This window comes from Gordonia jacobaea (assembly GCF_001186365.1).
Classification (GTDB): domain Bacteria; phylum Actinomycetota; class Actinomycetes; order Mycobacteriales; family Mycobacteriaceae; genus Gordonia; species Gordonia jacobaea.
On record NZ_LDTZ01000015.1, the window covers coordinates 418,730 to 440,780 of the forward strand.

Here is a 22,051-nt window from a genome sequence, read left to right on the forward strand (position 1 = left end):
GTTGAGACGTCACAGCGCCGTAGTCGGCGCATCGCGAGTCCACACGGTCCGCCCCGCGCGGACACCGAACGATCGAGGAATTCCCATGCCAGCCCTGAGGTCGCGAACCACCACCGTCGGACGAGAAGCAGCCGGAGCCCGCGCACTGTGGCGTGCCACCGGCATGACCGATGACGATTTCGGCAAGCCGATTGTTGCGATCGCGAACTCGTACACGCAGTTCGTGCCGGGCCATGTGCACCTCAAGAACGTCGGCGAGATCGTGGCCGACGCCGTGCGCGCTGCAGGCGGCGTTCCCCGTGAATTCCACACAATCGCCGTCGACGACGGCATCGCGATGGGTCACAGCGGCATGCTCTATTCGCTGCCTAGCCGCGAGATCATCTCCGACTCTGTCGAGTACATGGTCAACGCGCACACCGCCGACGCCCTGGTGTGTATCTCGAACTGCGACAAGATCACTCCCGGCATGCTCAATGCCGCGATGCGCCTGAACATCCCGACGGTCTTCGTCTCGGGTGGCCCGATGGAAGCGGGCAAGGCCGTGATCGTCGACGGTGTCGCGCAGGCGCCAACCGACCTCATCACCGCCATCTCGGCGTCGGCGAACAACGACGTCAACGATGACGGCCTCACCGAGGTCGAGCGTTCGGCCTGCCCGACGTGCGGTTCCTGCTCCGGTATGTTCACCGCCAATTCGATGAACTGCCTGACCGAGGCACTCGGTCTGTCGCTGCCGGGCAACGGCTCGACGTTGGCGACACACGCCGCGCGTTACGACCTGTTCAGTCGCGCGGGCACCACCGTGGTCGAGGCGGCCAAACGCTACTACCGCGACGACGACGATTCGGTCCTCCCTCGCAGCATCGCGACCACGACGGCCTTCCGTAACGCGATGGCGCTCGACGTCGCGATGGGCGGCTCGACCAACACCGTGCTGCACATCCTCGCCGCCGCTCAGGAGGGCGAGGTCGCCGACTTCGATCTCGATGTCATCGACGAGATCAGCCGAAACGTGCCGTGCCTGTCGAAGGTCGCACCCAACTCGGACTACCACATGGAAGACGTCCACCGCGCCGGCGGCATCCCCGCCATCCTCGGCGAGCTTCGTCGTGGCGGACTGATCGACGACACCGTTCCCACCGTGCACTCGAAGACCATGGCCGACGCCCTCGACGACTGGGACATCCGCGGCGGCAAGGCCACCGACGCCGCGATCGAACTGTTCCATGCCGCACCGGGTGGCGTGCGGACCGTCGAACCGTTTTCGACGAAGAATCGGTGGAGTTCACTCGACACCGACGAAGAGGGCGGTTGTATCCGCGACGTCGAGCACGCGTACACCGCAGAGGGTGGACTGTGTGTGCTGCAGGGCAATCTGGCCGAGGACGGGGCCGTGCTCAAGACGGCAGGCATCAGCGAAGACCTCTGGCATTTCGAGGGTCCCGCACGCGTCGTCGAAAGCCAGGAGGAGGCCGTGCAGGTCATCCTGTCCAAGACCATCCAGGCCGGTGAGGTGCTCGTCGTGCGCTATGAGGGTCCTTCCGGCGGCCCCGGCATGCAGGAAATGCTCCACCCGACCGCCTTCATGAAGGGCACCGGCATGGGCAAGAAGTGCGGGCTGATCACCGACGGCCGGTTCTCCGGTGGCTCGTCGGGTCTGTCGGTCGGCCACATCTCGCCTGAGGCCGCCGCTGGCGGCGTCATCGGTCTGATCGAAGACGGCGACCCGATCCTCATCGACGTCAAGACCCGCGCGTTGAAGGTGCTCGTCGACGACGACGTGCTCGCCGAGCGTCGCGCCAAGATGGAGGCTTCCGAGCGTCCATGGCAGCCCAAGGATCGCCAGCGCACGGTGACGACAGCGCTGCGCGCCTACGCCAAGCTGGCCACGTCCGCTGACAAGGGCGCTGTTCGCCGGGTCGACTGAGCGTCCGGCGAAGACCGCCGACCAGAAGGGCCCGACCAACTGGTCGGGCCCTTCTTCATTACGTTCTGTAGTTATAGCGGGGCTGTCTCTATTGCGGGGCCGTCAGCTCGGGTTGCCCGGAGAGGTGAACGGGTCGGTGCCGTTGCAGAAGATCCAGATCACGCAGGCGACGGCGATCCCGATGACCAGCCACAACACAGAGCCGACGAACGGTCTGCGAGCCCAGCCACGCGGATAGTCCAGCGAGTAGAGCCCCGGCCCGGTGAGGATGATGGCTGCGGCGGCCGCGGCCATCATGAGTTCGAACTCGACGCCGTTTGCGCTCGCGAAGAACTCGAATCCACCGCCGATGGTCGTCTTGAATGCGGCCGCCAGCAGCGCCACGGCGAGAATCGCCGACGCTCCGATCGGCGTGAGCAGCCCGACGATCACCATCAGACCGCCGATCGTCTCGGCGAGCGCGATGCCCGCCGCCAGCGGCTTGGCGGCATCGGCTGCGAACCCGATCGCGGGGTTCGCGGGGTTGAGGAGTTCGTTCTGAAAGCCGTCGAGGCCCGTGCCGTTCCACCAACCGAACAGGCGCGACAAGCCGTGCGCCATCGCGACGACACCGACGGCCACGCGTAACAGCAGCAGCCCGAGGTCGAGGGTGCCGCGTCGCGCGCGTGGCTCCGCGACCGCGACCGAGTCGTCGTGGTCGGCGTGCACCTGCGCAGGCGCAGGGTCGGCGTGGGCAGTGTGGGCGTGGGCAGAGTGGGCGTGCGCACTGTCGAAGGCGGCCGTATCGGCGGGTTCGGGGGTGGCAGGGTCGGACCCGGGGTTGCCCGTGTCGATGATGGCCGTGTCGTGGCGCTCCGGCGAGCTGTCGGCCGAGGGATCGGCGACCTCCGCGTACCCGCGCGTGGGCTGGGGCGTTGGAGGTACAGGCGTTGCAGGTACAGGCGTTGCGGGTACAGGTGTTGCGGGCTCCTGTGCCGCGGCGGGACTCTCGAAGCGCTCGGTTGTGGCGTCGTCGCCGCGTTGCGGCGCGGGCCTGCGGCGCCGGCGCTGTCCTGTCTCCCCCGCGGGCGGCGGCGGGGACGCCACCGAGGGCGGCGTCGACGTGCCTGCCCGTGGCGTCGTCTTCCCGGTCGGCATGTTCTTCGCGGCCGACGGGGTCGCAGAGAACGGGCGGGTGTGCACCTCGTCCGGATCGAGATCGTCAAGTTCGTCGACGCGAGTCATACGTCCGCGAGAATGCCTGTCGTAGAAGGCATCTCGGTCGTCGGCCGGGCGTTGCTGGATGGGGATGCGTCCGGTCGTCTCGTCGTACGGACTCGCCGAGTCCCCGTCGGAACCAACGTAGGGTTCGCTGCTGCCGGTCTCCGCGTTACCGGCCGCCACGCGCCCGGTTCCGGTGCCGCGCCCGTGATCGTCGGAGCCCGACGCCGCTCCGGAGACGTCGTCGGCAGGAGTCCGGTCGTCTCGTTCAGTCACACAGTCGACTGTAGAGCGTCGTCAACGGGCCACCTCCCAACAGCGCGCGGTGAGTCGTCGACCATCGCCTACTGTGGTGTGCATGCGAGAGGGGCGGAACGAGCGGCACCGAACCGCCAGATCCCGGCGGGTGCGCCTGTGGGCACTGCTGACGGGCGCAATGATGCTGGTGGCCGTCGCACTCACCGGGTGCGCCGATTTCTCCGCTCAGGACCGCGACCGCTCGGCAGGCGAATTCTCGGCCAACAACGACTCGCCCCGCAAGCAGCAGCAGACGCCGACACCCGAGCCCAGCACACCGCAGAATCAGGGTCCGCCGCCGACCGGCCCGTGCGTCGATCCCGACCCGCAGGTCATCGCCACATGTCTCGCGTCGACCGGAGGACTGATGCCCGGCGACGATCAGGCAACCACAACGGTCGTCGCCGAACGCACGACAGGCAAACTGATCACCGCAAAGCGATACGGACCGCAACGAGCGATCGCGTCGTTCGACGTCGACGGTTCGGGCGACGGCGGACTCGTCGACTTCGCGTTGTCTCCGACGTACAGCCAAGACCGCCTCATCTACGCGCTCATCACCACCCCGTCCGACAATCGCGTGGTCCGCATCGCGCCGGGCGACGTCGCCAAGCCGATTCTCACGGGCATTCCGAAGGGCGCCACCGGAAACATGGGAGCACTGTACTTCCGCTCCCCCACCGAGCTCCTCGTCGCGACGGGCGACGCGGGTGATCCGTCGGCGGCAGCAAACCCTGCGTCGCTCGCGGGCAAATTGCTCTCCGTCACCTCGTTCGGGTCGGGTGCGAATCCGCCTCCCAAGGTCGTCGCGTCCGGCTTCGGATCGAACGTGGCACTGTGCCACAACGACAGCGGAGGGCTCTACGTCGCTGATCGCACCGCGACCGAGGATCGCTTGCAGATCGTCGAGTCGGGCGGACCCAAGGTGCTGTGGACGTGGCCCGACAAACCCGATGTCGCGGGTTGCGCTGTCTCGTCCGGTCAGATCTTCGTGACCACCACACGCACCCAGCAGATCCTCGCCCTCACCGAACCGACTCGCGACAAGCCGACGATCACTCCGCCCGCTGTCGTTCTCGAGAAGCGTTACGGCGCTTTGGGCAGGATCGTCAGCTCTGCAAGTGGCGCAATGCTTTTCGCCACCGTCAACAAGGCGTCGGGTAACCCTGTCGGCACCGACGACCGCGTCGTGCGCTTCATCCCGCCCGCGTCGTCGGAGAACCGGACTTAGGGTTACGAGCCGCGTTCACCGTCACCCGTTCGTCGTACGGATTTCGCGATACCGCCGATGAGCGGCGTCGGCGCACTCTACGCTGCCTTCACCACTGATCATTCAGCGAAAGGCACGGCCCATGCGTCGTCGCGGTCTGGTTCTCGTACTCTCGTTCATTTTCACCCTCGCCTTTGGGTCTGCCGGTGTAGCGGCCGCGGCGCCGGGATTGGGGTCATCCGATTTCGGCAGTCTCGGAGGCATTCCCGGCCTGCCGGGCACCTCGGCCGGCTGTTCGGCGGAACTCTACAGCCCTGGCGATTGGCGACTCGGCCCGAAGGAGTTCGCGACGGAAGCGCCCGTCGGACCCCAATTGGCCGGCTACAAGCGCCTCGGCAACTTCACCGACGGCAAGGACTTCCTGACCAAGTGGTGGGACCCGGACGCGAAGCCCAAAGCAAACTGGCGCTATCCGGAACAACAGGGTTACGTCATCAGGAACGGCAAGCCCATCAAGCACCGCGCCGCGCTGGACGTCGGCAAGAGCATCGACCGATACGGCGGTGAGGGCGGCAACTTCTTCGCCCCCACCGGCACGAGTTACATCAAACGGTCACTGCCGCCGTCGAATCTCGTCAACAGCTCCAGCCCACGGTATTGCAACTACCACGTGTACCGCGTGGTCAAGCAACTCCCGATCTACACCGGACCGATCGCACCGGCCTTCGAACAACCTGGTCTCGGCACTCAGTACGAAGTGGTTCCACAGCTTCTGCCGAGCCGCCCGGAGTGCGGGACCGATGTCAACGTCGGCTGGCTGCTGTGCGCCGGATACCTGCTGCAGACGTTCCCGCCGGTGACAACCGGATGACCGGTATCGACAGCGGGCTCGGCGAATCGATGACGACACGCATCGTCGAGCTCGGCCGTCGTATGGGGGCGGTCGCCGACGACCTCCCCGAGCTGTCACACCTGCGCGACGACGGTGTTCCGTCATGCTGGCAGCAGGACGGCGTGTGGCATCTGACGGTCAGAGAACGTGCACGCATCCTCTCCGACCGACAGACCACCTCTGCCCACGAGTTCCTCTTCTTCGTCGCCGAACAGATATCGGAGGCGATGTCGCGGCGACTGCACCCGCCCGGCACCCCTGATTTCCGCAGGGTGTCGTGGCAGGCGCAGTACGACATCCTGCACGGCGTCGACCCTGAATGGGCCGACACGTGGCTCACTCAGACGCGGTCACGACTGGTCGACGCGGGCGTCGACGACGATGTGCTCGCTCTTCTTCCGAACGCGAGCTGATCGGCCCGGACCTCGTCAGGAGCAGGCCGCGATGACCAGCTCTTTCACACGGGCCGGGTCGGCCTGACCGCGCGTCGCCTTCATCACGTCGCCCACGATCTTGCCTGCGGCCGCAACCTTGCCGCCACGGATCTTGTCGGCGATGTCGGGGTTGGCGGCCAGTGCCTCGTCGACGGCCTTCTGCAGTGCGGAGTCGTCGCGCACCACCTCGAGCCCGCGGTCGGCGACGATCTGCTCGGGTTCGCCCTCGCCGTCGAGCACCGCGACCGCAACCTGCTGCGCGAGCTTGGTGGTCAGCTTGCCCTCGTCGACGAGTCCGATGACGGTGGCGACCTGCGCGGGGGTGATCGGTAGGTCGGCCAGCTCGGCGCCGCGCGTATTGGCCTGCTGCGCGAGGAATGACACCCACCAGCCGCGCGCGGCCTCGGGAGCGGCACCCGCCTCGACGGTCGCGATGATGAGGTCGACGGCGCCGACGTTGACCAGGTCACGCATGACCTCGTCGGACACACCCCACTCGGTCTGGATGCGCGCGCGTAGTACCCACGGCAACTCAGGCAATGCGCCTCGGATCTCGGCCACCCACGCCGAATCCGGTTGCACGGGAGGCAGATCGGGCTCCGGGAAGTAGCGGTAATCCTCAGCGGTCTCTTTCCGACGCCCCGCCGACGTGGTGCCGTCGGATTCGTGGAAGTGGCGCGTTTCCTGCACGACCTCGCCGCCGGACTCGAGAACCGCTGCCTGCCTTCGCATTTCGTAGGTGACGGCGACCTCGACACTCTTGAGCGAGTTGACGTTCTTGGTCTCGGTGCGGGTGCCGAACTCCACGGCATCCTTGCGCATCAACGACACATTGGCATCGCAGCGCAGCGACCCCTGATCCATGCGGACGTCCGAGACGTCGAGTGACTTGAGTAGGTCTCGCAACGCCGTGACGTAGGCACGGGCGACCTCGGGGGCACGTGCCCCGGCACCGGTGATCGGCTTGGTCACGATCTCGACGAGCGGCACGCCGGCGCGGTTGTAGTCGAGGAGTGAGTGATCGGCGCCGTGAATGCGGCCGTCGCCACCCACGTGCAGTGACTTGCCCGTGTCCTCCTCCATGTGGGCGCGCTCGATCTCGACACGCCACGTCGTTCCGTCGGAGAGCGCGACGTCGAGGTATCCCTCGTAGGCGATCGGGTCGTCGTACTGCGAGATCTGGTAGTTCTTCGGCTGGTCGGGATAGAAGTAGTTCTTCCGCGCGAAGGTGCTCGACGGCCGGATCGAACAGTTCAGCGCCAGCCCGATGCGGATCGCGTATTCGATGGCCTTGGCGTTTGCCACCGGGAGCGAACCGGGCAGGCCGATGCACACCGAGCACACCTGGGTGTTGGGATCGGCGCCGAACGTCGTCGGGCACGCACAGAACATCTTGGTGTCCGTACCGAGCTCGACGTGTACCTCGAGTCCCATCACGGGATCGAACTTCTCGATGACCTCGTCGTAGTCCATCAGTTCGGCGGTCGCGGCAGTCATGGCGTCCAGTTTATGCGTGCGCGCATCGCCGGGTCGGTCGGGTCGTGTGCATCGATAGGCCGCGCGGGGCCATCAACCGAAGATGACCCGCATTTCCTGATACTGGGCTGCCGGGACCTGCTTGTGGTTGGCCAGCGCCTCGTCGAATGTGGTGCGCTCGATCTCGGTGCCACGCAGCACCACCATCTGACCCCAGCCCTTGTCGGCGACGAGATCGGTCGTCGCCATGCCGAGTCTCGTTGCCAGGACGCGGTCGAACGCCGTCGGCACCCCACCCCGCTGCACATGGCCGAGGACCGTTGCGCGGGTCTCGATCCCGGTGCGCTCCTCGATCATCGGCGCGAGAACCTCGGCGATGCCGCCGAGTCGGGGGCGGTTGAAGCCGTCGAGCCCCTTCGTCGAATGTGCGGTCTCCATCTCGGGCAGCTTGAAGCCCTCGGCGACGACGACCATCGGCGAGCGACCACGGTTCTTCACGCTCGTCACCCAGGCGCAGATCTGATTGAGACTCTCGGGGTGCTCCGGGATCAGAATCGCGTGTGCGCCGCCCGCGATGCCCGAGTGCAATGCGATCCACCCCGCGTGACGGCCCATCACCTCGAGCACCATGCAGCGCTTGTGCGAGTTGCCGGTGGTACGCAACCGATCGATGGACTCCGTCGCGATCTCGACCGCTGTGTTGAAACCGAACGTGTAGTCGGTCGCTGCGATGTCGTTGTCGATGGTCTTCGGCACGCCGACGATGTTGATGCCGTCTTCAAAGAGCCGCTGCGACGCGGCGGCGGTGCCGTCGCCGCCGATGGCGATCACTCCGTCGATCTCGAGGTTCTTGAGGACCTTCTTGATGTTCTCCGCGCCGCCGTCCGGCTCGGAGTACGGCCCGAATCGACTGGTACCGAGGATGGTTCCGCCCTCGTGGCTCAGACCGCGCACACGCGCGCGGTCGAGCTCGATGATGTCGCCGTAGACCAGTCCGTACCAGCCGTCACGAAATCCGACGAACTCCTGCCCGTAGACGGTCTCTCCCTTGAGAACCGCGCCACGGATGACCGCATTCAAACCAGGGCAGTCGCCTCCGGAGGTGAGAATGCCGTATCTCTTCGCCATGTCTCTTCGTGCCTTCCGCCGTCCGAGGTCCCGCTATCGGTCTGGGTGATCGGTGTCCAATCTAGTTGGCCGTCGTCCCGTGCGCCGAGCGACAGCGAATGCCGCACAGTTGGGGTTCGTCACTTCACACCATGCTCGTAGGCGTAGACGACGGCTTGGGCACGATCGCGCAGGCCGAGTTTTCCCAGCAGCCCACTCACGTGCGTCTTGACGGTCTGCTCGGTGACGAACAGCTCGCCTGCGATCTCTGCGTTCGACTTTCCCTCAGCCACCAATTCGAGCACTTCACGCTCACGTGGAGTCAGCGATGCGAGTTCCGGTGACCTGGTGCGTCGCTCGCGACGCGAGGTCACCTCGGCGATGAGTCGGCGGGTGATCGACGGCGCGAGCAACGCATCGCCCGCCGCGACGACCCGCACAGCCCGGACGAGCTCGTCGGCGGGCGCATCCTTGAGCAGAAATCCCGACGCCCCGATCCGCAGCGCTTCGTACACGTAGTCGTCGATGTCGAAGGTCGTCAACATCAGCACGCGCGTCTTGCCCGCGGCGCCGTTCGCCGGAACGCCTGCGCCCGTACCGGATTCGACGCCCGCCTGACTCGCCAGAATGCGCTGCGCCGCCCACAACCCATCGCGCCTGGGCATCCGCACATCCATGAGCACCACGTCGGGGCTCACCCTGGCACACAGTTCGACCGCCTCGACGCCGTCGGCGGCATCACCGAGCACCGAGAAGTCGGGTTGGGCGGCGAGTAACGCCGAGAATCCTTGTCGGACCATCGCCTGGTCGTCGACGATGACAAGCGTGATCGGCACCGGATGCACGCTACCTTTCTGTATCCGATGAATGTGTATCTGAAGAATCTGTATCTGATGAAGCTGTATTTGATGAACCAGCGGGGTCCGATGAAGTGATCGCGCGCTGGTTTCCGGTGGGAACCCACGCGCGGACGGCGAATCCGCCGTCAGGGGTGAGCGCGGTGACGAGTGATCCGCCGACGCTGCGCGCCCGATCCGTCATACCGGGGATACCGGCGCCGTTGCCCGCAAGATCCAGCGGCGGTTCGGTGCCCGGACCGTTGACGACTGCGAGCTCGAGCTGACCTTGCGCACCGTCGCGCAGCCAGATGTCTGTCCGCGCTCCCGGCGCATGGCGGGTGGCGTTGGCCAGGGACTCCTGCACGATCCGATACACGGCCAGACCCGACGCCTCGCCGACGTCCGTTCCGGGCGTCGCCAGATGCAACTGCACGTCGGCTCCTGCCCGACGTGTCGCCTCGACCAACGACTCGATGTGTTCGAGCCCGGGGTTGGGCGCTGTCCGCGCACTCGACTCATTCGAGGTGTCGTCGGGTTCACGCAGCACGCCGAGAAGCTGGCGCACCTCGTCGAGCGAGGTGCGCGCCGCGACGGCGATCGCGTCGAATTCGGCCGCAGCGGCGTCGCTGACGTCGGGCAGTCGATACCGAGCGGTCTGCGCCATCACCACCACCATCGACATCCGGTGGGCAACGACGTCGTGGAGGTCACGCGCGATGCGTGCACGCTCCTGCAGGACGGCCGCCTCGGATTCCGCCGCCTTGGTCTCCTGGGTGCGCTCGGCCAGCTGCCTACGAGATGCCAGCAGCCCGCGCACAAGGGCGATGACGATGGCACCGAACGTCAGACCGAAGATCCATCCCGGCCGCTGGTCGTCGGGGGCCGAATTCGTCATCACCAACGTCGACGCCAACCAGATCACCGGCAGCCACCGGAGCGGGCATCGGAGTGCGGCCATGAACGACAGCACCAGGATCGCGATGATGTGCGTCACCTGGATCGACCATGGCCACCCGTTGACGGTGGGAACCACCGACCCGATGATCATCGCCGCGAGCAACGAGATCGCCCATCCCACAACGGGAGCCGACCATGCCAGCGCGACCGGCCATGCGATTGCCGCGGCAACCGCCGGCATCGCGTACGCCGGGACGTCGTGCGTCAGGCTCGACGTCGGCCACGCCACTGCGAACAGCACTGCGGCACACAGGAGGAAGAAGACATTCATGCGCGACGAGAAGTAGCGTCGTAGATCGGGATCCGACAGCGCTGGAGTAGCGCGCACCTCGTCGACGAAGGCGGAACCGGCCTTACGGAGCCCGGTCCGCACGTGCTTCATCATCAGATCACCTCGACGTCCACCGTAGGCGAGCACGTTCCCGATGTCCTCATACCTAAGAGGGAGATCGGGATCGCTCCGGGGTAGCAGGTCGACGACGGCGGGCACTGCGAATGGACTGTGGGACAACCCCACTCGCGGCCGATGTGGGGTTGTGCTCTGCATTTCTAGCGTCGATCACATGACTTCGAGCCACCGACTCCCCCGCAACACCCAGAGACGTCGACGCTGGTCAGCCGCACTCCTGCTCGTCGGCGTCGCCGCGTTCACCGCACTGCCGATGACGCCAGCAGGCCACGCGACCGCGCAGTCGTCGACCATCCAGTCCACGTCCAATAGTGAAGTCTCCGACGGCGGAACCGGAGATCCCGCTGCGGCTGCGGTCGTCCGACAGCTTCTCGATCGCAACGGCGCGGGAGCGATCGCGGCGCTCCCGTCCGACTTCGCATCCAGGATGGGGTACTCGCCGGTGCTCGACGGCGACGATGCGAGCAATCCCGGCGGCGATTGCTCGTCACCTGTACCCATTCCCGCGAGGTTCGAACCACTGTGCCGCACACATGATTTCGGCTACGACATGCTGCGCTACGCGGCGCGGGTCGGAAATCCGTTGGGCCCCTGGGCGCGACTGGGTCTCGACACCGCCCTGGTGACGCGGATGCGCGAAACCTGTCACGATCCGCTGTGTATGGGTGCGGCGGAGCTGGCACGGGTGGGGGTCGGACTCAACACCTGGCATGAAGGCGACGGCCCACCACAGGACCGCGGCAACGTGCTCGCCGCGACGTCGTCGGCCATCGGGCACCTCGTCCACGACGATCCCGATGGCAACAGCGACGTCGAACGCGATGGCACACAGGCATCGTCGGGGGCGACACGATGACGATCCCGGGAACCGATCGAGCACTCAGCGCACCTGCACCTCCTCACCCGGCGATCGCCTGGGCGATTGTGCTCGCCACCGGGATCGGGCTCTGGCCGTCCCCGCTTCCGCGGACGCCGTGGCTCGCAGGTGTCGTCGTTGCCGGGTGCGCAGCCATCGTCGTGAGTGCCACGCTGGTCGGACTGAGACTGTGCCATCGTTCCCGGAGTGCGACTCGATGGTCACCGCTTGTGGCAGCGTGCACGTTCCTTGTGGTCGCGGCTACGGCGAACATGTGGTGGCAGAACGGAATTCGCGGCGAGCTCGGCTATGCCCCTGTCGGCATCGAGTGGGTGGTGTTGCTCGTCGGACCGACAGCCGCGGTTGTCGCCGCGATCGTCTGGCTGCCACGCCTGAGCGCGCTGGCCGTCGCAGGCGCTGTCTCGGTTGCCGCCGGACTGCTCACGCCCGTCTCGGGCTCAGCGTCGGCGTCGACGTTGAGCGCACCGGTATCCAGCGCACGCGACGCGAATGCCCTTGTCCAGCAATGGGTCGACGCGGGCGGCCGCGGTGACGACGCGGTGTTGATCGCGGTCCCGACGGGCTCGGGGTGGATCGACGCCGGCGCGGTCACGGCGATCGGTGAGCGCGTCGGCCGGATGCGCACCATCACGCCCCGCTACGCGTCGTCGCAGTCGTGGCGGGCATTCGTCACCGACCGGGGTGCGGCCGGACGCGCGTCTGTCGCGGTGGTCACGGCAGTAACAGCAACGCTCGATTCTGTTCCCGCACAGCATCGTCCGCGCATCATCCTGTACGGCCAGAGCCTCGGAGCGATCGGAGCGGAGACGGCACGGGTCTGGGCCGACGATCATCGACCCGGCACTGTCAGGGCCACCGTTCTCTCCGGGGTTCCCGCAGACACCATCGCGACGCACGCGCACGGATCGCCGCGCATGGTGGTCGCCAATGCAACCGACCCGGTGACCACGTGGTCACCGGCGGCGATCTGGCGCGCTCCGTCTAGACCTTCCGAGACGGTCACAGTCGGCAGACCGACCCGACGCGTTCCGTGGCTTCCCCTGGTGACGTTCGTGCAGAACTCCGCCGACCTGCTGGGGTCGCTCGACGGCCCCGCAGGCGTCGGCCACCGGTACTCCGGTCCGGATCAGGCGCACGGCCTGCCCGAAACCGATCAGACGATCGGACCGCGGGCGGCCTCGTACGCTGCGCCCACCCGGTAGAGCCGGTCGTCGGCGAGGGCCGGAGCCATGATCTGCAGCCCGACGGGCAGCCCGTCGTCGACCGACAGCCCGGACGGCACCGACATCGCTCCGACACCAGCGAGATTCACCGGGAGCGTGCACAGGTCGAACAGGTACATGCTCAGCGGATCGTCGACCTTGTCGCCGATGGGGAACGCGGTGGTCGGCGTCGTCGGCGAGACGAGGACGTCGACGCTCTCGAAGGCCGTGGCGAAGTCGCGCGCGATCAGCGTGCGGACCTTCTGCGCCTGGCCGTAGTACGCGTCGTAGTAGCCAGACGACAAGGCGTAGGTACCGATCATGATGCGGCGCTTGACTTCTGGACCGAATCCGGCCTCGCGTGTCAGTGCCATGACCTCTTCGGCGCTGTGCTTGCCGTCGTCGCCGACGCGCAGCCCGTACCGCATGCCGTCGAAACGAGCGAGGTTCGACGACACCTCACTGGGGAGGATGAGGTAGTACGCGCCGAGAGCGTAGGTGAAGTGCGGGCAGGAGACCTCGACGACCTCGGCGCCACGCTCGGTGAGCGTTGCGACAGCCTGCTCGAACGACGCGAGCACGCCGGGCTGGTAACCCTCCCCCTGGAGTTCGGTGACCACGCCGACCCGCACACCCGTCAGATCGCCGGACGCGCCCGCGCGTGCAGCGCCGACGACATCGGGCACGGCCACGTCGATCGAGGTGGAGTCGCGCGGGTCGTGTCCCGCGATGACCTCGTGGAGCAGCGCGGTGTCGAGGACGGTGCGCCCGCATGGGCCACCCTGATCCAACGACGACGCGCAGGCGACGAGTCCGTAGCGGGACACCGTGCCGTAGGTCGGCTTGACGCCGACCGTCGCGGTGACCGCGGCGGGCTGACGGATCGAGCCACCGGTGTCGGTGCCGATCGCGAGGGGCGCCTGGTACGACGCGAGCGCCGCAGCGCTGCCACCACCGGAACCGCCCGGGATGCGTGTGGTGTCCCAGGGATTGCGGGTCACCTGATAGGCGGAGTTCTCGGTGGAACTGCCCATCGCGAACTCGTCCATGTTGGTCTTGCCGAGGATCGGGATGCCCGCCGCACGCAGCCGCGCGGTCACGGTCGCGTCGTAGGGCGGGACCCAGCCCTCGAGAATCTTCGAGCCGCAGGTAGTGGGCGCGTCGGTCGTCGTGAACACGTCCTTGAGTGCGAGCGGCACGCCGGTGAGCGGCGATGACGCCTCTCCTGCCGCAACGGCGTCGTCGGCGGCCTTGGCGGCGACGAGCGCCTCGGAGCTGCTCACATGCAGGAATGCACCGAGTTGGTCGTCGATCTCGGCGATGCGGTCGAGGTGCGCCTGGGTGACCTCGACAGACGAGAGCTCACGGGAGGCGATCTTCTCGCCGAGCTCTGCGGCGGACAGTCCGGTGATATCGGTGGCGGCGCGGGTGGCCGGTGTCTGAGAACTCACTGTTCCTCCCCCAGGATCTGCGGAACGGCGAACCGGTCCTGCTCGACGGCGGGCGCACCGGAGAGCGCCTCTTCGGTGGTCAGGCCGGGCTTGACGACGTCTTCGCGCAACACGTTGGCCAGCGCCGCCGGGTGGGCGGTCGGCGGGACGTCGTCGGCAGCGACCTCGGAGACCTGCGCCACATGCGCCAAGATCGAATCGAGCTGTTGCGCATAGAGATCGAGCTCGTCGTCGCTCAGCGCGAGTCGCGACAGCCGCGCCAGGTGCGCGACCTGTTCACGCGAGATCGTCGACCCTGCGTCCTCCGACCCAGATCCGTCAGACATTTGAAGAGATCACGTCCTTCCTCACCAGCAAAACCACCGGCATCGGCAACAGCGCACCGACAACCCCATCAAGCCTAGGCGACGACGGTCTCGGCCGAGTCGACGCGGTACTCGACGACGATCTGGCACGGCGAGGCCGGACCCCGACGCTCGTCAGTGAAGCCACCTCTTGAGGCGACGAGTGATCCACGGCAGCACCAGGTACACCATGAGCGGGGTGTTGATCAGCGTCGCGATCAACGTCTTGAGCACCAGTGGCATCCCACCGAGATGGGGAATCACCAGGAAGTTGATCAGCAGCGACATCGGGAAGAATCCCAGCCAGATGGTGACCGCCTGCTTCCACCGCGGCGGCGGCGCACCCATCACCCGGACCGCGTTGGTCAGCGTCGACTGTGGCTCGAACCACCCCTCGATACCCGAGAGGCGATGCGTCGCATACTCGACGGCCACACCCTCACCGCGAGACAACCACGCTTTGCGCACCGGCGAGGAGTTCCAATCCTCGAGCGCGTCGTCGTCGGCGAAGCGGTAGACGACGTAGTACTCGTCGGGTTTGCTGCTCGACCGCAACCATCCGCCGCCGAGAAAGCCGGGGAACGTACGGGCCAGCGCGATCCCGGCGTCCGTCCAGGTGACGAAGTCGTGTTCACGCCCGGACTCGATGCGTCGCGCGACGGACGTCGTGACGTGCTGTGTGCCGGGCGCGTCGTCGTGATCGGGAACCGAAACCATGTCCTCCATCGTGGCGGCAGCACGCGGCCGATGCCATCCGAGCACGCCCGCGGCCACGGTGCGACAATGTCGCACGTGTCATATCTGCTGCGCGTGTACCTCGAGGACCGCCCCGGCAGCCTCGGACTGCTCGCCGTGCAGCTCGGGTCCGTCGGCGCTGACATCCTGTCCCTCGAGGTCGTCGAACGAGGTGACGGCTACGCCGTCGACGACCTCGTCGTCGACGTCGCGCCCGGCTCACTTCCCGATGCGTTGATCACCGCGGCCGAAAGAGTCACCGGTGTGCGCGTCGACTCCATTCGTCCCTACAGCGGACTACTCGACACCCACCGCGAACTCGAGCTCGTCGACCAGGTGGCCACCGCCGACCACGACCGGCTACAGGTCCTCGTCGACAACGCGCCACGCGTACTGCGCGTGTCGTGGGCGATGGTCGTCACCCGGGCGGCGGGTGGTGTCCTCGCACTCTACGGCAGCTCCGGCGCACCCGAGACGCCGCTGACCAGCGCTGACTGGCTTCCGCTCAGCGAGGCCGCGCAACTCGACCCCGACGCCGACTGGGTCCCCGGCGCCTGGCAGGACATGGACACGCGAATGGCAGCAGCCCCGCTCGGCGACGGCCGAAAAGCGGTGCTGCTCGGCAGGATCGGCGGCCCAGACTTCCGACCGTCGGAGATCGCGCGCCTCGGTTACCTCTCGGGCATCGTCAGCACTGTGCTGCGCACCGAGTCGTAGCCAGGCGGCATTCGGCGGGGATGCCGTCACCGTAACGACGACGCGTCACTCGCGAATTGTCATGCGCGACAACTTGTCTCCGTTGACCGTGTAGGTGAATGTCGACGGACCGTTGAATCCGTCTCCGCCCACAGTCGCGATGACGACGGTGTCGGCACCGGCCGTCGTAGCCTTCGTGACGTCGAGCGTGACGTTCTTGCCGATGAATTCGTTGTCGCTCCAGCCGGTGATCGCGTCGGGTCCGGTGAAGACCCGCCCCCAATCGTCGACGGAACCGTCCGGCGTGAAGGCGTCGAGGAACGCCTGCAGATCACCGGCATTCGTCGCGTCGATCGACGCGGCGACGGGCGCGGGTAGCGAGGTGGTCATGTCATCTCCCTTGATGAATCGGGTCGGGCAGGCACCCGGACACGCGAGCAATCCGTCGGCGCCAGGTGAGGAAGTACAGCCAGAATCCAGTCTGACCGGGTCAGCGCGTGGTGTACCCGCCGTTCGCGAAGATCGTTTGTCCGGTGATCCAATGCCCCTCTGTCGCAAGGAAGGTCACGATCGGCGCGATGTCTTCGATTCGGGTGAGCCGGTTTCCCATCGCCTGTGACTTGTGGAATTCCACACGCTCCGGTGTCTCTTGCGGATAGAAGAACGGCGTGTCCATCGGTCCGGGGCCGATGTTGTTGACCGAGATGCCGCGATCGGCGAACTCCTTGGAAGCCGCGCGGGTGAAGTGCTCGACAGGCGCCTTACCGCCGGCGTACGTCGAGTAGCCGTCGGTGTAGGCCGCGAGCAGAGACGTGACGATGGTGATGATCGCACCGTCGTCGTTGAGCCGCTTTCCTGCTTCCTGCAGGAAGAAGTACGCAGCCTTCGCATTGATGTCGAACATCGAATCGTATTCGGCCTCAGTCGTTTCGACGATGGGCTTGCGAAGCACTTTGCCCACGGTGTTGACCGCGATGTCGACGCCACCGAATGCGCCGACGGCCTCGTCGAAGAGCGCGGCGACCGCGGCAGGAGCGGTGAGGTCTCCCTGGACAATGATCGCCTTGCCGCCCAGTTCTTCGACCGCGGCCGCGGTCTTCTCCGCCTCCGGCCTGCTGGCATCGCTGTTGTAGTGGACGGCGACGTTGGCGCCGAGTCCCGCGAGATCGCGCGACACGAGTCCACCGAGATTCTTCGCACCTGCCGCCACGACGGCACTCTTGCCGTCGAGAGGGCGAGTGAGAACGGATGAGCTCTGATTCTGCGTCATGCCTCCGACGGTAGGAATCCCAAAACTCCAATTCAATCGGATCTTCCTGGACCTTACTCAAGTAAGATTTGCGCTATGGCTGAGTTGGACGACGCTGCCGCGCTGGACACCCGGCGACTTGAACAGTTCGTCGCGGTCGCGCAGGCCGGGACTCTGGCTGCGGCGGCGGAACAGATGTTCCTCACCCAGCAGGCGCTATCGACGGCGCTGAGACAACTCGAGCGCGAGGTCGGCGTGACGTTGTTCGACCGGACAGGTCGACGCCTCGTGTTGACCGCCGCAGGCGAGAATCTCCTCGAGGGTGCGCTTCCACTGCTCGCGGGCGCGCGCGAACTCGCACGGTCGGTCCGACGTCGAGCCGCGGGCGTCCCCGACGCATTCACCATCGGACACTCGCCCGCCCTGTCGAGCGACGAGGTCTTCGCGCTCGTCGAACCCGCACTGCGGCTGCATCCCGCTGTATCGGTGACGCTGGTCAAGACATTTCCCGATCGATTCACCGACCAATTACTGTCGGGCGAGCTCGATGTGGTGTTGCGCCGAGGCGTCGAGACACCACCGCAACTGACGTCGTCGATCGTCACCTACCACCCGTTGCGGCTGGCGATGGCAGCAGACCACCGCTTGGCCGACGCGGACACCGTCTCGGTGAGCTCGCTCCTAGACGTGCCCATCGTGGTGTGGGCACCGGAACGGCATTCCTTCTACACCGACTTTCTGGTCGCGCACCTGCGCGGCGGCGGCTTGGAGCCGACGTTGCGCATCTGCCGCGTCCAAGGTGCGCCGCCCGCGACGGCGGTGCTCGTCGACGACGACGCTGTCGCATTCGTGACCGATCCGGTGGGCACGAGTCACGAAAATCGAGTCATCGTCAAGGATTTCGACGATCCGCCGCTGACCCCTGTGCAGGCGCTGTGGCTCCCGCACACGGTTTCGGAGTTCAGGACCTCACTGCTCAACTCGGCTCCGCGTCGGACTCCGGAAGGGCAGCCGCCGGCCCCTCCCCCGTCTCCAGCAGGTGCTTGAAACCGTCTTCGTCGATCACGGGCACCCCGAGTTGTTCGGCCTTCGCAGCTTTGCTGCCCGGGGAATCGCCGACGACGACGTAGTCGGTTTTCTTCGACACCGAGCCCGACGCCTTGCCGCCGCGCGCCAGGATTGCTTCCTTGGCGCCGTCGCGGGAGAAGTCCTGCAGCGAGCCGGTGACGACGATGGTCTTGCCCTCGAGCGTGCGCACGATGGACTCATCGCGCTCGTCTTCCATCGAAACCCCTGCGGCACGCCACTTCTCGACGACTTCGCGATGCCAGTCGACGGCGAACCAGTCGTGAATACTCTGCGCGAGCGTTCCGCCGAGTCCCTCGACGTCGGCGAGTTGCTCGGGCGTCGCGTCTTCGATCGCCTGCAGCGAGCCGAATTCGGTTGCGAGAGAACGCGCCGCGGTGGGTCCGACGTGGCGGATCGACAGCGCGACGAGCACGCGCCAGAGCGGAACATCCTTGGCGCCTTGCAGATTGACGAGCAGACGCTTGCCGTTCGCCGAGAGTTTGCCGTCCTTGGTGGTGAACAGGTCGACCTTGGCGAGGTCGTCGGCGGTCAGTGAGAAGAGGTCGCCCTCGTTGACGATGACTCCGGAACCCAGCAGCGCTGTCGCTGCTTCGTACCCGAGCGCTTCGATGTCGAAGGCGCCGCGACCCGCGAGGTGGAACAGCCGCTCACGCAACTGCGCGGGACAGGATTTCGCGTTGGGGCAACGGATGTCGGCGTCGCTGTCTTTCTCGGGCCGCAGCGTGGAGCCGCATTCGGGGCAGCGCTCCGGCATCACGAATGCACGCTCGCTGCCGTCGCGCAACTCCACCACGGGCCCGAGTACCTCGGGGATCACGTCGCCTGCCTTGCGGATGGTGACCGTGTCGCCGATCAGCACACCCTTCCGACGGACCTCGGACTCGTTGTGCAGCGTGGCACGCGAGACCGTCGAGCCTGCGACCAACACCGGTTCCATGAAGGCGAATGGGGTGACGCGGCCCGTCCGGCCGACGCCGACCTTGATGTCGAGGAGCTTGGTGGTGGCCTCCTCGGGCGGGTACTTGTAGGCGATCGCCCAGCGAGGTGCACGGGAGGTCGAGCCAAGCCGACGCTGCTTGGCAAAGTCGTCGACCTTGACGACGATGCCGTCGATCTCGTGCTCGACGTCGTGCCTGTGCTCGCCCCAGTACGCGATGCGGTCGAGGATCGCGTCGGCTCCCGACACCTTGGTTGTGTGCGTCGACACCGGTAGTCCCCACGCCCCGATCGCGAGGTAGGCGTCGTGCAGAGACTTGGGCTTCCAGCCCTCGGTGTGGCCGAGTCCGTGACAGATCATCCTGAGCCGACGCTTCGCAGTGATCTGCGGGTTCTTCTGCCGCAACGAACCCGCCGCCGAGTTGCGCGGGTTGGCGAAGGGGGCCTTGCCGTCGTCGACGAGTGATGCGTTGAGCGCCTCGAAATCCTCGACGCGGAAGAACACCTCACCGCGGACTTCGAGCACGTGCGGTATCGGGTACTCGTCGGTCGCGGTCAGCCGCGCCGGGACGTCTTCGATGGTGCGGGCGTTGAGCGTGACGTCTTCACCGGTGCGTCCGTCGCCGCGGGTGACGGCGTGGTCGAGCACGCCGTCGATGTAGACCAGCGCGAGCGCGACGCCGTCGATCTTGAGTTCGCACAGGTACTCGGTGCCGACACCGACTTCTTCCTCGACCCGCGAGACCCACGTACGCATCTCGTCGCCGTCGAAGACGTTGTCGAGCGACAGCATCCGCTCGAGGTGGTCGACCGGGGTGAACGCCGTGGAGAATCCGCCGCCGACCAACTTGGTCGGAGAATCGGGCGTTGCGAGCTCGGGATGCGTGTCCTCGAGTTCTTGCAACTCACGCAGGAGACGGTCGAACTCGCCGTCGGAGATGATCGGCGCGTCCTTGACGTAATAGCGGAACTGGTGGTCGCGAATCTCTTCGGCGAGCTTCGACCACTGCTCACGCAGGTCTGCGCTGGGGTCCCTCGTCGTGGGATCCGTGGTTCCGACGTCTTGTGCCACCCTCAAAGACTATCGAAGGGCACCGACACGCCCTCCCGCTCGGCTACCGTCGCCTATCGTCGACTCATGCCGCACCCCATCGTGTTCGACGACGCCGATCCGCTCCTCGGCCGGGTGCGCGCAATCGCACTCGCGCTACCCGACACCACCGAGGTGGTCGCGCACGGCCGTCCGACGTTCCGCTGCGGGAAGATGTTCGGCACGTACGGCGGCAGCATCAAGGGCGGCGAACGCCACGACCAGTCGTTGCTGTTCATCCCCGACGACGCCGAACGCGACGCCCTCGTCGACGATCCGCGGATCTTCCTGCCCGCGTACGTCGGCGTATACGGCTGGCTCGGAATGCTTCTCGACAAGAAGACCGACTGGGACGAGGTCGCCGAGCTTCTCGATGCGAGCTACCGTCACGTGGCGCCGAAGAAGTCGTTGGCCAAGCTGCCGCCGCTCTGAGGCGTCGACTCGGCTGTCGGACCGACCCACCGAGCTGAATGTGTGTCGAATCCGAGGATGTGTGTGCTGCAGCGCCCACATCTTTCGAAACGACACACATTCAGGTGAGCGCCGGACCCCACACCAGTCCCAACGCCGCCAGCCCCCACGCGGCCGTCACAGCGCCTGCGGGTCCTCCGACAGCAGTTCCCCTGCGCGTGCACAGATGCCGAGGGCCGTGCGTGCCCAGGCAGGCGAGGCTCCGGCCAGACCACACGTCGGAGTCGCGATAACGTTGTCGGACAACACTTTTCGATCCAGTCCGATCCGATCGGTGATCGCGGCCAACCCGCTCGCGACCGTCTCGGCGCGGGCCCGTCGGTCGGCTCGCTGAGCCGACACCACACCCGCGACGAGGACATCGCCGCGTTCGATCAGCTCACCGATCCCGTCGAGGGTCTCGGTGTCGAGTACGTCCGGCCCCGACGAGATCGCGGCGTCGAGCTCCACCGAATGTCCGACGCCGCGCAACCGTCCGATCAGATCCCAGCGTGGCGCCCCGCAGTTGTGCACGATCGCCGGTCTACCCACCTGTTCGACGATGCCCGCGAGCGCGTCCACTACCTCGGGGAGTGGGATCGCGCGGATCGGATCGAGTCGGGTCAGCGGGGTCACCGTGCCGTCGAGGACGGCTCCGATCAGAGGTTCGTCGAGTTGCACGGTCACCTGCGCGCCCAGACGTCTGGCAACCTCCGCGGCGTGCTCGCGCAGTCCCTCGGCCGTCGACTCGACGACGTCATGCCACGCGCCCGCATCGCGGAGCACCTTGTGCCCATTGGGCAGCTCGACCGAGGCGGAGAAGGTGAAGGGTCCGCACACCGCGACCTTGACCTGACGCCCGGTACCGATGAATCCCGCTGTGTCCCAAAGCTCTTCGAGCGCGTCGAGGTCGAATCGCAGGTAGTCCGACGCCGCACGGGTGACGGCCGAGGGTCGTGCCGCGAGTCGGTAGCCCCACGGCCCCGCGTCGATCGGCATGTCGACGAGCAAAGTGCCCATCCGGCCGACCATGTCGGCTCCGATGCCACGTGCGGGCAACTCCGCGAGGTAGGTGAAGTCGAGTTCGCCGCCCACGATCGCCGCGGCCTCAGTCGGATCGGTGCCCGGCATCGAGCCGACACCCGTACCGACACCGGTCGGCAGCGACGTCATCACATCAC

The 22,051-nt window shown here is 66.6% G+C and carries 21 protein-coding genes; 9 read left to right on the top strand and 12 right to left on the bottom strand.

What is annotated here, in order from left to right; genetic code table 11:
- Positions 1-85 precede the first annotated feature (85 nt).
- Positions 86-1,930, top strand: coding sequence for a dihydroxy-acid dehydratase (gene ilvD, locus ABW18_RS07860; protein WP_049698402.1), 1,845 nt, complete (start codon positions 86-88; stop codon positions 1,928-1,930).
- 102 nt (positions 1,931-2,032) lie between these two features.
- Here ilvD and ABW18_RS07865 read toward each other — a convergent pair whose 3' ends face one another.
- Positions 2,033-3,406: a DoxX family protein gene (locus ABW18_RS07865; protein WP_235434312.1), complete on the bottom strand. Its 1,374-nt coding sequence runs from the start codon at positions 3,404-3,406 to the stop codon at positions 2,033-2,035.
- 82 nt (positions 3,407-3,488) lie between these two features.
- Here ABW18_RS07865 and ABW18_RS07870 point away from each other — a divergent pair, with 82 nt between their 5' ends.
- The 3 genes from ABW18_RS07870 to ABW18_RS07880 all read left to right on the top strand — a co-directional run bounded on the left by ABW18_RS07870 (position 3,489) and on the right by ABW18_RS07880 (position 5,942).
- Positions 3,489-4,658 carry a PQQ-dependent sugar dehydrogenase gene (locus tag ABW18_RS07870; protein WP_231894270.1) on the top strand — a complete coding sequence of 390 codons (1,170 nt, stop codon included), beginning with the start codon at positions 3,489-3,491 and terminating at the stop codon, positions 4,656-4,658.
- A gap of 121 nt (positions 4,659-4,779) precedes the next feature.
- On the top strand, positions 4,780-5,508 hold the full coding sequence (locus ABW18_RS07875) for a TNT domain-containing protein (RefSeq protein WP_049698403.1): 729 nt from the start codon (positions 4,780-4,782) through the stop codon (positions 5,506-5,508).
- A complete protein-coding gene (locus ABW18_RS07880; RefSeq protein WP_049698404.1) occupies positions 5,505-5,942 on the top strand; it encodes an Imm63 family immunity protein in 438 nt (145 codons plus the stop codon). Before ABW18_RS07875 ends, ABW18_RS07880 begins: the two co-directional genes overlap by 4 nt.
- Before the next feature lie 15 nt (positions 5,943-5,957).
- Here ABW18_RS07880 and gatB read toward each other — a convergent pair whose 3' ends face one another.
- The 4 genes from gatB to ABW18_RS07900 form a co-directional block, all read right to left on the bottom strand.
- Complete coding sequence (gatB, locus tag ABW18_RS07885) at positions 5,958-7,460, bottom strand: Asp-tRNA(Asn)/Glu-tRNA(Gln) amidotransferase subunit GatB (protein WP_049698405.1); 1,503 nt, start codon at positions 7,458-7,460, stop codon at positions 5,958-5,960.
- Between the two features lie 72 nt (positions 7,461-7,532).
- Entirely contained in the window at positions 7,533-8,567 is a 1,035-nt protein-coding gene (locus ABW18_RS07890) for an ATP-dependent 6-phosphofructokinase (protein ID WP_005205247.1), read from the bottom strand.
- A 119-nt stretch (positions 8,568-8,686) separates the two neighbouring features.
- Positions 8,687-9,382, bottom strand: a complete 696-nt coding sequence (locus ABW18_RS07895; protein ID WP_049698617.1) for a LuxR C-terminal-related transcriptional regulator — start codon at positions 9,380-9,382, stop codon at positions 8,687-8,689.
- Positions 9,383-9,392: 10 nt separating this feature from the next.
- On the bottom strand, positions 9,393-10,727 hold the full coding sequence (locus ABW18_RS07900; protein ID WP_053117416.1) for a sensor histidine kinase: 1,335 nt from the start codon (positions 10,725-10,727) through the stop codon (positions 9,393-9,395).
- Between the two features lie 178 nt (positions 10,728-10,905).
- On the opposite strand from ABW18_RS07900, the gene ABW18_RS07905 reads away from it, so the two are divergent.
- Together ABW18_RS07905 and ABW18_RS07910 are read left to right on the top strand one after the other, a co-directional pair.
- Positions 10,906-11,607: a hypothetical protein gene (locus tag ABW18_RS07905; RefSeq protein WP_235434313.1), complete on the top strand. Its 702-nt coding sequence runs from the start codon at positions 10,906-10,908 to the stop codon at positions 11,605-11,607.
- The gene (locus ABW18_RS07910; protein WP_049698407.1) at positions 11,604-12,830 is read left to right on the top strand and encodes an alpha/beta-hydrolase family protein; all 1,227 of its coding nucleotides are present in this window, start codon (positions 11,604-11,606) and stop codon (positions 12,828-12,830) included. The genes ABW18_RS07905 and ABW18_RS07910 overlap by 4 nt, the downstream gene beginning before the upstream one ends.
- On the opposite strand, the gene gatA is transcribed toward ABW18_RS07910, so the two are convergent.
- From gatA to ABW18_RS07925, 3 genes are all read right to left on the bottom strand, one after another.
- Positions 12,782-14,281, bottom strand: coding sequence for an Asp-tRNA(Asn)/Glu-tRNA(Gln) amidotransferase subunit GatA (gene gatA, locus ABW18_RS07915; RefSeq protein WP_049698408.1), 1,500 nt, complete (start codon positions 14,279-14,281; stop codon positions 12,782-12,784). The two genes, ABW18_RS07910 and gatA, sit on opposite strands and share 49 nt — an antisense overlap.
- Positions 14,278-14,607, bottom strand: a complete 330-nt coding sequence (gene gatC, locus ABW18_RS07920; protein ID WP_049698409.1) for an Asp-tRNA(Asn)/Glu-tRNA(Gln) amidotransferase subunit GatC — start codon at positions 14,605-14,607, stop codon at positions 14,278-14,280. Before gatC ends, gatA begins: the two co-directional genes overlap by 4 nt.
- Before the next feature lie 153 nt (positions 14,608-14,760).
- Positions 14,761-15,351: an antibiotic biosynthesis monooxygenase gene (locus tag ABW18_RS07925; protein WP_049698619.1), complete on the bottom strand. Its 591-nt coding sequence runs from the start codon at positions 15,349-15,351 to the stop codon at positions 14,761-14,763.
- A 57-nt stretch (positions 15,352-15,408) separates the two neighbouring features.
- On the opposite strand from ABW18_RS07925, the gene ABW18_RS07930 reads away from it, so the two are divergent.
- The gene (locus ABW18_RS07930; protein WP_049698410.1) at positions 15,409-16,077 is read left to right on the top strand and encodes an ACT domain-containing protein; all 669 of its coding nucleotides are present in this window, start codon (positions 15,409-15,411) and stop codon (positions 16,075-16,077) included.
- 45 nt (positions 16,078-16,122) lie between these two features.
- Here ABW18_RS07930 and ABW18_RS07935 read toward each other — a convergent pair whose 3' ends face one another.
- Positions 16,123-16,446: a nuclear transport factor 2 family protein gene (locus ABW18_RS07935; RefSeq protein WP_049698620.1), complete on the bottom strand. Its 324-nt coding sequence runs from the start codon at positions 16,444-16,446 to the stop codon at positions 16,123-16,125.
- A gap of 100 nt (positions 16,447-16,546) precedes the next feature.
- On the bottom strand, positions 16,547-17,326 hold the full coding sequence (locus ABW18_RS07940) for an SDR family oxidoreductase (protein ID WP_049698411.1): 780 nt from the start codon (positions 17,324-17,326) through the stop codon (positions 16,547-16,549).
- A 75-nt stretch (positions 17,327-17,401) separates the two neighbouring features.
- Here ABW18_RS07940 and ABW18_RS07945 point away from each other — a divergent pair, with 75 nt between their 5' ends.
- Complete coding sequence (locus tag ABW18_RS07945) at positions 17,402-18,352, top strand: LysR family transcriptional regulator (protein WP_049698412.1); 951 nt, start codon at positions 17,402-17,404, stop codon at positions 18,350-18,352.
- Here ABW18_RS07945 and ligA read toward each other — a convergent pair.
- Positions 18,282-20,402, bottom strand: coding sequence for an NAD-dependent DNA ligase LigA (gene ligA, locus ABW18_RS07950; protein WP_049698413.1), 2,121 nt, complete (start codon positions 20,400-20,402; stop codon positions 18,282-18,284). The two genes, ABW18_RS07945 and ligA, sit on opposite strands and share 71 nt — an antisense overlap.
- Positions 20,403-20,468: 66 nt before the next feature.
- Here ligA and ABW18_RS07955 point away from each other — a divergent pair, with 66 nt between their 5' ends.
- The gene (locus tag ABW18_RS07955; protein WP_049698414.1) at positions 20,469-20,852 is read left to right on the top strand and encodes an MmcQ/YjbR family DNA-binding protein; all 384 of its coding nucleotides are present in this window, start codon (positions 20,469-20,471) and stop codon (positions 20,850-20,852) included.
- Between the two features lie 156 nt (positions 20,853-21,008).
- On the opposite strand, the gene ABW18_RS07960 is transcribed toward ABW18_RS07955, so the two are convergent.
- Positions 21,009-22,043: a uroporphyrinogen decarboxylase/cobalamine-independent methonine synthase family protein gene (locus ABW18_RS07960; protein ID WP_049698415.1), complete on the bottom strand. Its 1,035-nt coding sequence runs from the start codon at positions 22,041-22,043 to the stop codon at positions 21,009-21,011.
- Positions 22,044-22,051: the final 8 nt, after the last annotated feature.

Coding starts and splice junctions, on each gene's coding strand:
- ABW18_RS07945 (WP_049698412.1), top strand. CDS start 17,402: ATGGCTGAGTTGGACGACGCTGCCGCGCTGGACACCCGGCGACTTGAA.
- ABW18_RS07930 (WP_049698410.1), top strand. CDS start 15,409: ATGTCGCACGTGTCATATCTGCTGCGCGTGTACCTCGAGGACCGCCCC.
- ABW18_RS07940 (WP_049698411.1), bottom strand. CDS start 17,326: ATGACGCAGAATCAGAGCTCATCCGTTCTCACTCGCCCTCTCGACGGC.
- ilvD (WP_049698402.1), top strand. CDS start 86: ATGCCAGCCCTGAGGTCGCGAACCACCACCGTCGGACGAGAAGCAGCC.
- ABW18_RS07910 (WP_049698407.1), top strand. CDS start 11,604: ATGACGATCCCGGGAACCGATCGAGCACTCAGCGCACCTGCACCTCCT.
- ABW18_RS07905 (WP_235434313.1), top strand. CDS start 10,906: ATGACTTCGAGCCACCGACTCCCCCGCAACACCCAGAGACGTCGACGC.
- ABW18_RS07875 (WP_049698403.1), top strand. CDS start 4,780: ATGCGTCGTCGCGGTCTGGTTCTCGTACTCTCGTTCATTTTCACCCTC.
- ABW18_RS07935 (WP_049698620.1), bottom strand. CDS start 16,446: ATGACCACCTCGCTACCCGCGCCCGTCGCCGCGTCGATCGACGCGACG.
- ABW18_RS07960 (WP_049698415.1), bottom strand. CDS start 22,043: ATGACGTCGCTGCCGACCGGTGTCGGTACGGGTGTCGGCTCGATGCCG.
- ABW18_RS07890 (WP_005205247.1), bottom strand. CDS start 8,567: ATGGCGAAGAGATACGGCATTCTCACCTCCGGAGGCGACTGCCCTGGT.
- gatB (WP_049698405.1), bottom strand. CDS start 7,460: ATGACTGCCGCGACCGCCGAACTGATGGACTACGACGAGGTCATCGAG.
- ABW18_RS07880 (WP_049698404.1), top strand. CDS start 5,505: ATGACCGGTATCGACAGCGGGCTCGGCGAATCGATGACGACACGCATC.
- ABW18_RS07870 (WP_231894270.1), top strand. CDS start 3,489: ATGCGAGAGGGGCGGAACGAGCGGCACCGAACCGCCAGATCCCGGCGG.
- ABW18_RS07900 (WP_053117416.1), bottom strand. CDS start 10,727: ATGATGAAGCACGTGCGGACCGGGCTCCGTAAGGCCGGTTCCGCCTTC.
- ABW18_RS07925 (WP_049698619.1), bottom strand. CDS start 15,351: ATGGAGGACATGGTTTCGGTTCCCGATCACGACGACGCGCCCGGCACA.
- gatC (WP_049698409.1), bottom strand. CDS start 14,607: ATGTCTGACGGATCTGGGTCGGAGGACGCAGGGTCGACGATCTCGCGT.
- ABW18_RS07955 (WP_049698414.1), top strand. CDS start 20,469: ATGCCGCACCCCATCGTGTTCGACGACGCCGATCCGCTCCTCGGCCGG.